Source organism: Bradyrhizobium sp. Cp5.3, from assembly GCF_000426265.1.
Lineage (GTDB): Bacteria > Pseudomonadota > Alphaproteobacteria > Rhizobiales > Xanthobacteraceae > Bradyrhizobium > Bradyrhizobium neotropicale.
Genome location: NZ_AUFA01000022.1, coordinates 81,704 through 95,988 on the forward strand (window position 1 = coordinate 81,704; position 14,285 = coordinate 95,988).

Below are 14,285 nucleotides of genomic sequence, written 5' to 3' on the forward strand. Positions count from 1 at the left end.
GCCCCGCGTGAATGAGGTCCGCCTATTTGTAGCTCCCCGGCTTCGGCAAGCTCTTCGCCAACTCGGGCTTGAGCGTCGAAATCCAGGTCAGCGGATCCTGACCGGCCTGCGGCATCAGGCTGTCGCCCTTGTAACGAACCATGTCGCCGATCACGGGAAACTGCTGCGCCGGTGATTTGGCGGTGACGCCGACGATCTGGTCGACGAGACCGTCATTGTCGGCGCGCGTCTGCGCAGTGCCGGTCAGGGTCGCGACCGTGCTCCCCTTCATGGCACCCGCGAGCTCGGCCCGCGTCGGCCACTTTCCGCCATTCTTCTGCATTGCGGCCTTGTAGGCGGCCTTCACGTAGATCAGCGCGTTGGCCATCTTGATGGACGGGAAGACCGGATACTCTCCAAAACGCGCCTTGTAGGCCTCGGCAAACTTCACCGTCTCGGGGTTCGCCTTGGCGTCCGGCGACATCCACCAACCGTCGCCGAGAACGCCGACGATCACGCCTTCGGGCAAAGGCACACGTTGCAGCACGGTCTCGCCGAGGGCGAGCACCACCTGACTGGACGTGAACAGCCCGCGTGGCGTGGCCTGGCGAACGAAGTTCTCGAGATCGGCGCCCCAGAGATTGGAGAAGACGACGTCCGGACGTGCAGTGGTGAGGCGCGAGATCTCCGTCTGGTAATTGGGCGAGCCGAGCTTCGGATAGAGTTCAGCAACGATCTCGACGTCCGGCTTCAGGGCCTTGAGTGCCGCGGTGAAGATTTTCGCAGCGTCGTGACCGAACGCATAGTCCGGATTGATGATCGCAACCGTCTTCACATCCGGCTTGCGATCCAGCAAGTAGATCGCATAGGCGATGAATTCTGGCACGGTGTTACCGTTGGGACGGAAGACGTATTTGCTCTTGCCGTCGATGAGCAACTGATGGGTATCGCAGTTCCAGCCTACGGTCGGAACCTCCAACTGCTCCGCGAGCGGCGCCAGAGCCAGGCAATTTGCGCTCGACAGCGCCGCAACCATCACCTGGTTCTTCGTATCTCCTGCCAACCGGCGATATTCCGCGATCACACCCTGCGCGCCCTGCGCCTCGTCGACATAGGTTGCGCTGACCGGCACGCCCGCGATGCCGCCGGCAGCATTGATCTCGTCGATCATGAGGTCGGCGGCGTTTTTCCCGGGCACCCCATAGGCCGCAGCGGGACCCGAAGTGAAGGTGAAGATGCCAAACCCCAACGAGCCCGGCTTCTCCTGCGCGGCGACCGGAGAGGCGGCGACGACGCCGAGAACGAGTGCGCCGGCAAGACCGTCCGCCACCAATCGCAGATTGGCCTGCGGCAAGCCGCGATCCAGCCGGAAGAGCAATTCAAGTGACGAGAGGCAACGCGCAACGACGATGGACATACCTTTGAACACCATGATTTCTCTTCCCCTTGAGCCGGTCAAACGATGTTGTGCAGCAGCGATCCGGGATCACACCGGATCGAAATAGTGCATCTCCAGAAGCAAGCAGCCGCTCACGGACTTGAAAGGCCCGTGCGGCGCGTGCGGCGGCCGACAGGCATAGGTATTCGGCGGAAAGCTCTTGCCACCCTCGCCCTTCTCGTCGTTTCCGACGATCAGATCGCCCGAAACGAGATAGACCTCTTCCCAATACTCGTGCGAGAACGGTGCGGTCGTATAGACACCCGGCGCGAAACGGAGCAGCCGGGTGCGCGTCCCGCGCCGGTTCTCTTCATCCAGGCCGCCCGAGATGATTTTCTGCTGGATGCCGGCCGGATAGCCCACCGGCACTTCCCAGCCGGAGGTCAAGTCGAGCGTGTAGAATTCGTCGTGCTTCTTGTTGACGGGCATTTGCTGTCTCTCCTGGTTCAGGCGGCTTTGCTGGCGGTCGAGACGCCGTTGAGGTCGTAGGAATCGAGCATGGTCTGCACGAGCCGGTCGGCGCCAGCCCAGTCGTAGGTGCGATAGGAGTGGCCCTTGGTGACGAAGGTCGCGCCGGCGTAGAACATCTCGTATTGCTGATGGCGGGACCCGAACTCGGAGCCGACGGCGTCCCAGGCGAGCTTGTAGAACTTCACGCGGTCATGCGAACTGGCCTTCGGGGATTGCTGGGTCTTGCCGATCAAGGCCGCGATCTCCGGGTTGCCGAAGTCGGCGACCGACGAGGGCAGCATGATCATGCCGCCGCCGGCGAGCTCGCGCAGCGTGTTGATGACGTGCGCATAGAGCTGCTGCGTCAGGACCTGTGCGGAATAGAGCGTGTGCCGGTCCGGGATGAAATAGGGGCCGACCTGCGTGCCCTTCGCCTCCATCGCCGCCACCAGCGCGTCCACCATGCCGGTCTCGGCCGCGAGCTGACCGAGCATTTCGCGCACCTGCGGGAACTGGGTGACGCCGTTCATGTCGGCAGTCCGATGCGCAAGGCCGGTCAGGAATTTGAGCTTCACGCTGAGACGGACCATCGCCTGGTAGTTTTGATAGACGTGGCAGGGCGTGGCGTGAAACTGCTTCTGGCACATCTCCACATTGCCTTCGATGAAGACACGGTCCCAGGGCACCTTCACGTCGTCGAAATAGAGAACGGAATCGTTCTCGTCGAAGCGGCTCGACAGCGGATTGTCGAACACTGCGCCCGCAGCATCCTCGTAGGATTTGCGCGACAGCATCTTGAGGCCCTTCGTACTCATCGGGATCGCGAAGGACATCGCATAACGCTCTTCTCCCGGGCGCATCGGCTGGATGGTCGTAACGAAGACCTCGTCGGCAACCACGCCTCCGGTGGCCAGCATCTTGGCACCGCGGATCGTGATGCCTTCGGCATCGCGATCGACGACGCCGGCGGTGAGGAATGGATCAGCCTGCTCGGCAGCGCCCTTCGAGCGGTCTGCCTGCGGATTGATGATGACGTAGGTGAGGTAGAGATCCTTGTCGCGGACGTAGCGGTAGTAGCTCTCGAGCGCGCCGGCGCGGGCCGAATCATATTCCCTGAAGACGTCGAGCCCCATGTAGAGCCCGGAAATGCAGGATGCCACGTGATCCGGGGCGCGGCCCATGAATCCGGCATGCAGCGACGCCCATGCCTCGAGCGCCTTTCGCCGCGTCACGAGCTCGGCATAGGAGGCCGGAAGCTGCCAGATGCGGTTGGCGCGGCCGGCGCCCGTATCGAACGTCATCAGATCCGCGTTGTCAGGCGCGCTCGCAAAGTCGAACAAGCCCGCCATGGAGTCGGCAAGATTGCGGAAGGCATGGTGGGTCGTAACATCGCCCACCGAGGCGCCGTTGATGTAGATGGTCCGGCCGTCCTTCAGGCCTGCCAAATATTCCTTTGCGCTACGCATCGCGGTTTCTCCGGTTCGAAGCTAGTAGTGAATGGGAAGCGGCCAGGTCGGCTCGCGCTCGGTTTCATCGACGAGATCGCGGTATCGACCGCGAAAGAAGATCAGGGGAGCAGCGGCCTCGGAGCGACTCGCATGACGGACGACCCGAACGACGAAGATCACGTGATCGCCGCCGTCGTGATTGGCGTATGGCACGCATTCGAAATGCGCCATCGCGCCCGAGATCAGCGGCGCTTCGGCATGGCCGACCGATGTCTTCACCTGGTCCCATTTGTCGGACAGGGCGCGCGCAAACTGATTGGAGATCTTCTCTTGGTCACGCGCCAGGATGTTCACGGCAAAGCCCTTGGCTTCAAGCATCGCAGGCAGGCTGCGCGCCTTGCGATCGACACTGAAGAGAACGAGCGGCGGATCGAGCGAGACCGAGTTGAACGAGCTCATGGTCATGCCGATCAGCTCTTCGCCCTTGCCGCGTGCGGTCACCACCGCAACGCCGGTGGCGAATTCGCCGAGAGCACGCCTGAATGCACGATCCTCCATGGACACCCGCCTCGTCGCCCGGTCCTGATTTATAATTCTCAGATAGCTTTTTTACAAAGCTATTTGGCGATGTCAAGCCTACTTGCTGGGCGGACGTATGCGTGCTCTTTAAGCAGCTCGCAAGGCTATGATTTCGTGGGGAGAATGACCGAGTGACCGATGCACTCTTGACGGCGTCGAAACCCGAACTGCTCGATAAAGAAGGAGACCGCATGCTTCGCGGCCTCCTCTACGACTATTTTGCATTCGGACGCAGCCTGGAAGCCTGCCGCGAAATTTTCGCGAGCTTTGTCGGCCTGTCGCCGACTCAGTATCTGATCCTGATCGCGATCAAGAACTCGACTGCGGAAGAACCGATGGGCGTCAATCAGATCGCCGAACGGCTGTATCTAAGCGGCGCCTTCGTCACCAACGAGATTAACAAACTGGTTTCCGACGGCTTGCTCGAGAAGAGCCCTCATCCCGAAGACGGACGACGAGTGCAACTCACCCTCACCCAGCACGGGGTCAGCCTATTGGTCCGGCTTGCAGCTCTGCAACGGCCGGTCAACGACGCATTATTTGGGATGCTGACGCGCGAGGAGTTTAAAGTGCTATCTCAGCTCCTGTCTCGACTTGCTTCGAACGCCGACAGCGCCTTGAAGCTCGCCGAGCATGTCAAAGCGACGCTCAAGTTTCAGGAGGATCAGCAGGCTTCCGCAACGAGTCTGCCGGAATCCCGTAAGAAGCGACGTGCGCCGCGTCGCTATAGTCGGGAACGCAGAAGCTGAGCGCTAAGACCAACCGCACCAGTCGGCGCCGAATTTTATCCGAGCAGCAGGTGCTAACGCCACCATCACCGGCAAAGGCGAAGGAAACTAGGTAGCACTGGCGGCGCTGCTCCTTCGGCTGGTCGCCGCCGGCGCCATTCTGTTCTCTCCGGCTGGCACGCCTCTCACTGATCGGCGCAACGGCCATCACGCACTCTCGCGCCGTGCACCGATTAGAACGAAAATCAACGTTGCTGGCTTGGTACCCGGGTTGCGCCAGGCGTGCCGGGTACCGTTTTGCACGACGACGTCACCCGCCTTAAGTGCGAGCGTTTCCCCGTCATCGAGCTCAAGCGAGATCTCGCCTTCCAGCAAGATCCCGTAGTCCACGCTGTCGGTGGTGTGCATTCCCGGGCTTTCGGGCTCGAACCGCTCGGCAAGACCTGGCAGTCGAGACATGTACTCGGCGCCGGCGGCAGCGGGATCGAAGTCCGGCGACATCATCACGGAATCGGGGGGAAAGGTAACCTTCATCAACCGCGTCTCGCCGACCTCCGGTAGCACGCTCTTGCGGCCATCGGCGGCGTTGCGTCCATCCCACGGGACAGATGGAACGGCTGCCGTGCCCCAGATCAACGTGGTGTCGAACCCGGGCACCGACTGAAACGGCTTTGCGGAAAGTGATTGGTCAAGTCCGGTCGAGGATTTTCCATTGCGGTGAGAGGTAACAATCAGGCGCGCCATGTGAATTCTCCTGCCTATTCGTGGACGATCACGACATTGCTGAAGCCGCCGGTCCTACGATCGACTGCTTCGAGTGCCTTTGAGATGTCCTTGAGCGGGTAGCGGTCATGCTCGAAGACAGAGAGATCCAAGGTTCCGGCCGCCGCCATCTCGACCATGTCCTGGCCTTCCGCGACGTCGAACCAGAGCGAGCCGATGACGCTGATCTGGAAGCACATCAGCCTGAACATCTCCAACGGCAGGGGCTCGGCCATGCCACCGATGTCAACCATCCGACCACCGCGCCTCAATGCGTTGATGCCCGCGAGCGAAGTGGAGCTGGGAGCACCCGGCCCTACCGCGTCGATGAAAATGTCGGCTCCCAAGCCGTCGGTGTGCTCCCGAACCCATTCATCCAATGGGCGATCGCCGGCCGACAGCACGTGGATTCGCGAGGGAGCGATCGCACGCAAGCGTTCGAGCAGCTTCTTGTCCCGCGCTATGCCGAAGATCTTGGTGACGCCCATCCCCAACGCAAGAACGACCGCCCCCAGGCCGAGCGTGCCGGTCGCGCCGCTGACGATGACACTGGTACCCGCGCGAGCGCCCGCCTTGCGCAGGGCAGAGTAGGCCGTTCCCAGATATCCGAGGCGGGCGGCGGCCTCATACGACACCGACGAAGGAAGCTTTACCAACGACGAAGCCGGTGCCGTCATGTACTCGGCAAATCCTGCGTAAGGATAGTCGAGGAAGACCTGGCTCGAGCGCGGACCGAAGCCGAAATAGCCGAGGAAGGTGTAGGCGTCGCAGTTGATGGGTTGCCCGCAGCGGCAAGCGTGGCATGATCCGCAGGACGTGCCGGGATTCACGTACACTCGGTCGCCGATCTTGATCGACTTGACCTGGCTGCCGACCTCGAGGACCTCTCCGGAGGCGTCCAAACCGTAGATGGCTGGCAATGGCGGAAGTGGAAGAAAGGGAAACCACTCCGCGTAGTGCGCCATCACGTTCTTCATGTTCGGGATGATGCCGCACGCCTTCACCTTGACCAGAACGTCGTTGGGGCGTGGTTTCGGAACAGCGATCTCGTCGATCGAAAAGGTAGTGCCGACTTGGTGCAGCCGGGCGGCTTTCATTGTGGCCATGTGGTTCCTTCCCTATTGGTCTGTGACGACGACTGGAATGCAATACGGCATCGCGCTCCGACCGGTAGGGTCGTCGCTTGGATCGTCGGTCCGCGTTGCGAAGTTCGGGCGCGCGGTCGGCTGTGCCGATAGCTTCGCTCGTCACCCTGTTTCAGTTCTGCTGCAAATCATCGTTTCCTCCGTACTCCCAGCGGCGTTTTTTTCTTGTTGCTCTGACTATCAAACGAGCCGCCTAGGCCACAATGCATTCACGCAAACTGTTCGCAGCGCGAACATGCCGAACCGCCCGGCTAATAGGTCGCTCGGCCGCCCGAGAGGTCGAACACGGCGCCCGTGCTGAACGAGCACTCCTCGCTCGCAAGCCAGCAGACGAGCGATGTCGCCTCTTCGATCGCGCCGAACCGTCCGAGCGGAATCTTCGACAACATGAATTCGATGTGTTGAGGCATCATCTGGTCGAACAGGGGCGTCTTGATCGCCGCTGGCGTGATGCAGTTGACGCGGATACCGGTCGTGGCCGTTTCCTTGCCGAGAGATTTCGTGAGTGCGATCACGGCCGCCTTGGACGCGCTGTAGGCCGAGGCGTTCGGATTGCCTTCCTTTCCCGCAACGGAGGCGACGTTGACGATGCGACCGTAGTCGCCCTTCTCCATCGCGCGAACGGCGGCGCGGTTGCAGTAGAAGGCGCCGTTGACGTTGACGTCGAAGACTTTGCGCCAATCGCTGCCGGAATAGTCCTTGACGGCTCCGTTTGGCCCGGTGATGCCGGCGCTGGCCACCAGAATGTCAAGCCGGCCGCCCAGATCCTCGATGCTTCGCCGCATAGCGGCATCGACAGCGCCTTCAACCGCGATGTCGACCGATTGCGTATGCGCAATCCCGACTTCCGCCGCTGCGGTGGCAAGGAGGGAAGCGTTCAAGTCCCACATGGAGACGCGGGCACCCTCGGCCACCATGCGACGCGCCACGTCGCGGCCGATGCCCGACGCCGCACCGGTGATGACGGCCGTCCGCCCTTCGAACCTTCTGCTGTAGAGGGTCACGTTCGTGGTCTCGCAGCGGGTGACCATTCGCGAGTTTGCTGGCGTTGCGTTCCAAGCCCCTCGATGCCGAGCGTCATGACATCGCCCGGCCTGAGATAGATCGCGGCGGGCTTCTTGCCCATGCCCACGCCGGGCGGCGTGCCCGTCGCGATGATATCGCCGGGCATCAGCGTCATGAAGCGGCTGACGTAGCTGACGATCTCGGCGCAGTCGAAGATCATCGTACGGGTGTTGCCCTGCTGCATGCGCTGTCCGTTGACGTCGAGCCAGACGTCGAGCGCCTGGGGGTCGGTGACCTCGTCCGTCGTCACCAGCCATGGTCCGACGGGCCCGAAACTGTCGCAGCCCTTGCCCTTGTCCCACGTGCCGCTGCGTTCCATCTGGTACTCGCGCTCGCTGACGTCGTTCACGACGCAGTAGCCGGCGATGTGGGCGAGTGCATCGGCGCGCTCGACGTAGGAAGCTCGCGTGCCGATCACGATTCCGAGCTCCACTTCCCAGTCCGACTTCTTCGAACCTTTCGGCAGAACGACATCGTCGTTCGGTCCGCTGAGCGAGGTGATCGCCTTCTGAAAGACGATGGGTTCGGACGGCAGCGGCAGATTCGCCTCGGCGGCGTGATCGGCGTAGTTCAAGCCGATGGCGATGAACTTTCCGACGCCTGCGATCGGCACGCCAAAACGCGGCTCGCCGGCGACGATCGGCAGCGTGGATGGAGCGATCGTGGCGATCTTTTGCAGCGCCGAAGGCGACAAGCTGGCGGGGCTGAGGTCGGCAATGACGTCCGAAAGGTCGCGCAGGCGACCCTGATCGTCGACGAGACCCGGTTTCTCGGCGCTGGGATCGCCGAATCTGACGAGCTTCATTCGGTGTTCCTCGGGATGTGGGTGAACCGGGCCGAGACGGTGCCGAGACCTGCTATATTGGCATCAAACACATCGCCCGGGTTCACCGGCACCATCGGGCCGAGCGCTCCGGAGAGCACGACGTCGCCGGCGCGCAGCGGCCGCTTGCGGCGGGCAAGTTCGCCAGCGAGCCAGGCCATCGCGTTGAGCGGATTGCCGAGACAGGCCGCGCCGGTCCCCTGCGAGACGACCTCGTCCTTCCTCGTCATTTGCATCTGGAGGGCGCGCAAGTCCAAACCATCCAACCGCCGGACTGGCCCTCCCAGGACGAAGAGGCCCGACGACGCGTTGTCGGCGACGGTATCGACGATCCCGATATCCCAATTGGTGATGCGGCTACCGACGATTTCGAGGGCGGGCATCGCGTAGGCTACGGCGCGTACGACGTCGGCCACGGTGGGCGTTTCGACCTCGACGTCGCGATCGAGCAGGAAGGCCACCTCTGCCTCGATTTTCGGCTGAAGCACGCGCCCGGCGGCGACTGGCTCGTCTTCGCCCACTATCATGTCTGCGAAGAGGACACCGAAGTCCGGGCGATCGACGCCAAGCTGCTTCTGCACCGCGCGCGAGGTCAACCCGATCTTGCTTCCGACCACGCGCCGGCCCTCCTTCTCCCAGTGCGCAGTGTTCGCCTGCTGGATGGCGTAGGCCGCGTCGACGTCGAGTTCGCCCAGCCGAGGCCGAATGGGCGCGATCGGGTTACCCGCATAGGCGGCGCGGATCTGGGCTGCGACTTCGCTGTGCTTGGTTTGCTGGTTCATCTGAGCGATCCTTATTTGCCGGTCCGGAGGAATTCGATGTGGAGCCGGTTGAACTGCTCCGCGTCCTCGAACTGGGGCCAGTGGCCGCAGCGGTTCATGACGACGAATTTCGAGCCCGGAATCATGTCCGCGATCTGCTTGCCCTCCTCGGGCGTCGCGGTCGGATCATGCGACGTCCACACGGCCATGGTCGGGGTCTTGATCGACCGATATTGGTCGGCGGTGATCATGTTGGGCCGGCGGATTTCTATCTCTTGAAGACACATGATCCGCTTCATCGTGTCAGCGAATCCCGGCTGCGCGTAGATCGCGCGGCGGGTCTCGATCAGATCGTCCGAGACCATGGTCTTGTCGCACATCAGGAATTCGAGACGCGCCTTGATGCGTTCCCAGGAGGGATCGGAGGCGGCCTCGTTGGACAGCTTTTTCAGGCGCTCCATCACCTGGGGGTGCGCCGTCCAGCCGCCGGCGGTGTTGAGGACGAGCTTCTCGACCACAGCGGGACGATGCACGGCGAGATAGGTCGCGACCCATCCGCCAAGCGATTCGCCGCTGATCATCGCCTTGTCCCTGCCGAGCGTCTTGAGAACCGCGAGGACGTGGTCGGCGTAGTCCTTGACTTGATAGTCGATGGCGGGCTTGTCGGTCCAACCGTGTCCCAACATGTCGATGGCGACGAACCAGAAGTGATCGGCATGCGGGCCGAAGTTTCTGGAGTACGCCTCCGCATGCCCTCCGACGCCGTGCAGCGCCAGAACGAGCGGCTTGGACGGATCGCCAGACTCGATGCAGCGGGTCCGGATCCCGCCGGCCTCGATGTAGTGCTGCCTGAAGGCAACGCCCCTCAGATCGGCCCAGACGCTGGAAAATTTCTCTGGTCGTGTGTCGCTCATGACTGAATCCCGTTGGCTTGTGTGTCAGGCGAAAAGCGGCGTGCCGCTCGGCTTCGGCGGAGACAGCGGTTTCTCGCGTGGGATGGCCGAGAGGTCCGTGAGATCGAGGACCGTCCGAATAGCCGCGCTCAGCCGGTCGAAGGCTTGGCTCACGTCGGACGTCCCCTCCATGTCGCGCCAGGCGACCACGCCATCCGGGCGGACAAGCAGGGCTCCGGCTTCCTCGATCTCGCGAACGCGCTGCCACTCGCAATAGAGGTCCTGCGCTTCGGGCGAGCCGGTCACCACGACACGAACAAACGGCAGATCGAGGCGCAGAGCCGCTTCCTTCCACGCGGCGCCGGCGAGGCCCGTCACCACGGTAAAGAGGCCCTTTCCGGTCACGTCGAGCGTCGACACCCGCAAGCCGTCACGATCGACGAGCCATGCGTGCGGGATCTTGGCACCCGGGCGCGACGTCGGCTGATTGTAGAGACCGCGGTCTCGCCGCCACTTCTCGGGCTCGGCGCCGACGTCCGGAATCACGGCCGAAGATTCGTACCGCTGGTTCATCTCGGTGCCCTGGGCATTGAATTCCGTCTGCTTCAGATCGAGCGCGGCCTGCGCCGCCTTCCGGGCGGCGACGCCGTCCGGACCCGGATCACGGAAGCGGGCGATGCCCGCGGCGACCGGGTTCTCGGCGCCCTGGACACGGAAGCACGCGTTCAGCGGGGCGTAGTCGAGCCGGGACTGGTTCGCCCGCAGTACGATCTGCTTTCCGACCGGTGCCCGCTCCTGCGAGTAGCTTTCCAGAAGCCTGGGGCCCGCCCAGCCTTTCACCGAGTAGGCAAGCTTCCAACCGAGGTTGTGGCCGTCCTGCACGCAGGTGTTGTTGCCCAAGCCGCTCGAGGGCGGATGCCGGTGGACCGCGTCGCCGCCGCAGAGCACCCGCCCCTTCGAATATTGGGTCACGTAGGCCTGGTTCACGTACCAGATCGAGGTCCTCACGACGTCGATGTCGACGGACGGATCGCCGATCAGCACCTTGATCTTCGGAATGATCGCTTCCGGCGAGAGGTCCGGCTCTCCCTTGCTGATGTCGAAGCCCCAACCGGCGATCCATTGCGTCCACGGATGCACGGCCCGCAGCAGGCCCATGCCGATCTCGCCGAAGCTCGCATCCGGCGTCACGATCCAGTTCAGGATGCCCGGCCGATGTTTGCTGTACCTGGAGAGATCGGCGTTGAAGACGGTGTAGACGGTCCCGGCGCGTGCCATCTGGCCTTCGATCGGCAGGCCGAGATGGTCCACCACCATCGACCGCGCGCCGTCCGCCCCGACCATGTAGCGCGCGCGGACAGTGTACTCTCGCGCGTCAAGACGATCACGCAGCGTGGCCGTCACGCCGTCCGCGTCCTGCTCATGACGAACGTACTCGGTGTTGAACGCGAAGGTCGCGCCCTTCTCCGCCGCCTTCTGGAACAGGATGGGTTCGAGCAGCGGCTGGATGATGTCGACCATGCCGCACGGGCTCGCGCGCAGATAATCGCCGCGGCGATCGTCGCCGGTCCCCCACGTCCGCATCCGGATCAGTTCGGATCCGGCCAGGCTGGTCGTGAAGGTCGTGTCACCCATGAGCTCCCAGGGACTCGCGTACCGGGCCACGTCGTCCGCGATCCCGAGGTCGCGGAAGACCTCGTTGGCGCGCTGGTTTGTGATGTGGGCGCGCGGGCTATCGGCCATCCAGTTGCCGCGCGACACGATGTGACAGCGAACGCCGCAGTTGGCGAGCGCCAGAGCGGTCGTCGAGCCCGTTGGGCCGGCGCCGATGATGAGAACGTCTGTTTCGTATGCCATTTGCCTGCTCCGCGATGCTTCCGCATTCGCGCGGGGTTTAGTCGATCAACGAGCGCCATCCGCCTGTTTGGCCGCCATCATCGCCATGCCCGCGATCCAGCCCGGAATCGCTTCGTAGAACTCCTGCTCCATCTTGAAGTGGCCGCCCGTCAAGAAGGCACCGAAGGCGGCGACCCATGCGAGTACCTCATTGGCGCCGCGCCCCGCGTCTTCGCGGACCTTGCCGGTGTCGAGCGCGTCGGCGCGCCAAATCTGACCGCTGCGAAGAATCTCCATGAACTCCGCGTCCCACTTCGGATTGAGCGGCTGGCACGGCCCCTTGCCCGCCTCGGCGAGAACACCCGCCTCGAGCACGCGCTTCTCGCGGGCTTCCTTGGCTTCCGCGGTTGGATTCCGGCCGTTGATCAAGCGTTCGCGGATTTCGGGCGGCGCATCCTTGATCGACGGAAGCGGTGGATCGTGCGAGAGTCCACCGGACGCGGCGAATAGCACCCGCTTGCCGGACCGCATCGCGAAGCGGCCCACGGATTCACCGAGTTGGCGAGCGCGGCGATAGGTTGGCACAGGGGGCGCAGCGGCGTTCACGAAGATCGGCAAGATCGGGATCGACTTGAAGTCCCCGAGCATCGCCTCCCACAGCTGGACGAAGCCGTGATCGACCGGCATGCGGTAGGACACCGCGACGTCAAAGTCCTCCGACCGCACGTGGTCGATGAGGTCGAGCGCCGTCTTCTCCGGAACATCCAACAGCCCCGTCCCGCCGCCCCAGTCGCCCAGGGAGACGGCTCCGGCTCCGACGCAGAACGAGGGCATTAGGTCGTAGAAAAAGCCGTTGAAGTGGTCGGGCGCGAACTGGACGATGTAGTCCGGCGCGAACGTCTTCACAAAGCTTCCGAGACGTTCGAACGCGGTTCGAACACGTTGCTCGGTCTCATTGCTGGCAGGACCCTTGTACATGAGGGGAGTATGGGAAGCGCAGACGATGGCGACTGACATGGCCGGATTCCTTCGAACGCCGATTTGAGTTGTCGAACGGTGGCTGCGGGCGCTTACTTCTTCACCAGCGGGCAAGGGCTTTCGGAAAGCGGGCGGTTGACGGATTCGCCGGGCAGCGTCTGCACGACATTGTAGAGATCCCAATCGCCCTTGTTCTCTCCGGGCTTCTTCACCTGGAGCAGGTACATGTCGTGGATCATCTTGCGGTCTTCGCGGATGTAGCCGTCGTCCGCGAAGAAGTCGTGCACCCTTTCCTTTTCCATCTGCTTCATCACCGCCGGTGCGTCGTCGGTGCCAGTCGCCTTGACGGCCTTCAGGTAGTGCGCGACGGAAGAATAGACGCCGGCGTGGAAGCCCGTCGGCATCTGCTTGGCCTTGGCGTAGAAGCGCTCGGCCCAAGCGCGCGTTTCAGGCGTGCGGTCCCAGTAGAACGGCGACACCTCATAGGCATCGTGTGCGATTTTGAGACCGACGGCATGCACGTCCGTCAACACCGACTGGAGCGGCACGATCTTGGCTTGCGCACTCAAGCCGAATTCGTCTGCCTGCTTCAGTGCCGTCACGGTGTCGCCGCTGGAAGCCGCGATCGCGATCACGTTCGCACCTGCGTTCGACGCGGTCAGCAAGAAGGATGCGAAGTCCGAGGTGTTCGGCGGAAACACGGAGTTGCCCACCACCTGGCCGCCGTTGAGCTTGACCTGCTCCGACGTGTCGCGCGTCAGAGCATGGCCGTAGGCCTGATCTACAGTCAGGAAATACCACTTCGTCCCGCCTGCCTTGATCACCGACTTTGCGGCACCCTTTGCCAAATTGTAGGTATCGACGGTCCACTGAACCGAAAGCGGCGAGCACGCCTTGCCGCTGAAATCGGAGGAGGTCGAACCGGACAGCAGCATGATCTTGCTCTTTTGGGCGGCCATGTTCTGCACGGCAAAGCCGATCGGAGATCCCTGCATGTCGGCGATCGCATCGACACCTTCGACGTCGAACCAGCGCGCTGCGATCTGCGAGCCGACATCGGGCTTACCCTGGTGATCGGCCGAGATCACTTCGACGTTGAGGCCAGCTCCGAAGTCTTCGGCGGCCATCTGGGCGGCGACCACCGAGCCCTTGCCGTTCGCCATGGCCGTCGGACCGGCGATGTCGGTCAGGACGCCGACCTTGACCTTGCCGCCGCTGAGATTCGGGGTGCCGCCGGCGGTCTGCGCTGCGGCCGGCGCCGCCGCGAGAGCCAGGCACACCGCCGCGGACAAATAGAAGCTTGAATGAACCATCGTTTCCTCCCGTCGCCGCTTGTTTGGGCGTGCCGGCGATGGATTGCCGCGGATTGAACTATGATTCCATCGGAGTCTGTGAAATGT

Annotated in this window: 14 protein-coding genes; 1 reads left to right on the forward strand and 13 read right to left on the reverse strand. The window is 63.0% G+C overall.

The genetic code is table 11. The features are described 5' to 3' along the window. Nucleotides 1-22 precede the first annotated feature (22 nt). The 4 genes from K289_RS0126170 to K289_RS0126185 are packed head-to-tail and all read right to left on the reverse strand — an operon-like array spanning nt 23 to nt 3,873. A complete protein-coding gene (locus K289_RS0126170) occupies nt 23-1,411 on the reverse strand; it encodes an ABC transporter substrate-binding protein (RefSeq protein ID WP_245283999.1) in 1,389 nt (462 codons plus the stop codon). Nucleotides 1,412-1,465: 54 nt separating this feature from the next. After that, a complete protein-coding gene (locus tag K289_RS0126175; protein WP_027554245.1) occupies nt 1,466-1,846 on the reverse strand; it encodes a hypothetical protein in 381 nt (126 codons plus the stop codon). Between the two features lie 17 nt (nt 1,847-1,863). After that, a complete protein-coding gene (locus tag K289_RS0126180) occupies nt 1,864-3,333 on the reverse strand; it encodes a 4-hydroxyphenylacetate 3-hydroxylase family protein (protein ID WP_027554246.1) in 1,470 nt (489 codons plus the stop codon). A 21-nt stretch (nt 3,334-3,354) separates the two neighbouring features. Continuing rightward, the gene (locus K289_RS0126185) at nt 3,355-3,873 is read right to left on the reverse strand and encodes a flavin reductase family protein (RefSeq protein WP_027554247.1); all 519 of its coding nucleotides are present in this window, start codon (nt 3,871-3,873) and stop codon (nt 3,355-3,357) included. Nucleotides 3,874-4,025: 152 nt separating this feature from the next. Here K289_RS0126185 and K289_RS0126190 point away from each other — a divergent pair, with 152 nt between their 5' ends. Beyond that, nucleotides 4,026-4,643, forward strand: a complete 618-nt coding sequence (locus K289_RS0126190; protein ID WP_027554248.1) for a MarR family winged helix-turn-helix transcriptional regulator — start codon at nt 4,026-4,028, stop codon at nt 4,641-4,643. Between the two features lie 186 nt (nt 4,644-4,829). On the opposite strand, the gene K289_RS0126195 is transcribed toward K289_RS0126190, so the two are convergent. The 9 genes from K289_RS0126195 to K289_RS0126235 all read right to left on the reverse strand — a co-directional run bounded on the left by K289_RS0126195 (nt 4,830) and on the right by K289_RS0126235 (nt 14,198). Next, the gene (locus K289_RS0126195) at nt 4,830-5,366 is read right to left on the reverse strand and encodes a cupin domain-containing protein (RefSeq protein WP_027554249.1); all 537 of its coding nucleotides are present in this window, start codon (nt 5,364-5,366) and stop codon (nt 4,830-4,832) included. 14 nt (nt 5,367-5,380) lie between these two features. After that, complete coding sequence (locus K289_RS0126200) at nt 5,381-6,490, reverse strand: alcohol dehydrogenase catalytic domain-containing protein (RefSeq protein WP_027554250.1); 1,110 nt, start codon at nt 6,488-6,490, stop codon at nt 5,381-5,383. 290 nt (nt 6,491-6,780) lie between these two features. Beyond that, nucleotides 6,781-7,560: an SDR family NAD(P)-dependent oxidoreductase gene (locus tag K289_RS0126205; RefSeq protein ID WP_051310818.1), complete on the reverse strand. Its 780-nt coding sequence runs from the start codon at nt 7,558-7,560 to the stop codon at nt 6,781-6,783. Next, the gene (locus tag K289_RS45120; protein WP_035685790.1) at nt 7,530-8,399 is read right to left on the reverse strand and encodes a fumarylacetoacetate hydrolase family protein; all 870 of its coding nucleotides are present in this window, start codon (nt 8,397-8,399) and stop codon (nt 7,530-7,532) included. The genes K289_RS0126205 and K289_RS45120 overlap by 31 nt, the downstream gene beginning before the upstream one ends. Then, nucleotides 8,396-9,199 carry a 2-keto-4-pentenoate hydratase gene (gene mhpD, locus K289_RS0126215; RefSeq protein WP_027554252.1) on the reverse strand — a complete coding sequence of 268 codons (804 nt, stop codon included), beginning with the start codon at nt 9,197-9,199 and terminating at the stop codon, nt 8,396-8,398. Before mhpD ends, K289_RS45120 begins: the two co-directional genes overlap by 4 nt. Nucleotides 9,200-9,210: 11 nt before the next feature. Then, nucleotides 9,211-10,092, reverse strand: coding sequence for an alpha/beta fold hydrolase (locus K289_RS0126220; protein ID WP_027554253.1), 882 nt, complete (start codon nt 10,090-10,092; stop codon nt 9,211-9,213). A 24-nt stretch (nt 10,093-10,116) separates the two neighbouring features. Continuing rightward, entirely contained in the window at nt 10,117-11,928 is a 1,812-nt protein-coding gene (locus K289_RS0126225) for an FAD-dependent monooxygenase (protein WP_027554254.1), read from the reverse strand. 45 nt (nt 11,929-11,973) lie between these two features. Further along, the gene (locus tag K289_RS0126230; protein ID WP_027554255.1) at nt 11,974-12,924 is read right to left on the reverse strand and encodes a 3-carboxyethylcatechol 2,3-dioxygenase; all 951 of its coding nucleotides are present in this window, start codon (nt 12,922-12,924) and stop codon (nt 11,974-11,976) included. A 53-nt stretch (nt 12,925-12,977) separates the two neighbouring features. Next, a complete protein-coding gene (locus K289_RS0126235) occupies nt 12,978-14,198 on the reverse strand; it encodes an ABC transporter substrate-binding protein (protein WP_027554256.1) in 1,221 nt (406 codons plus the stop codon). Nucleotides 14,199-14,285: the final 87 nt, after the last annotated feature.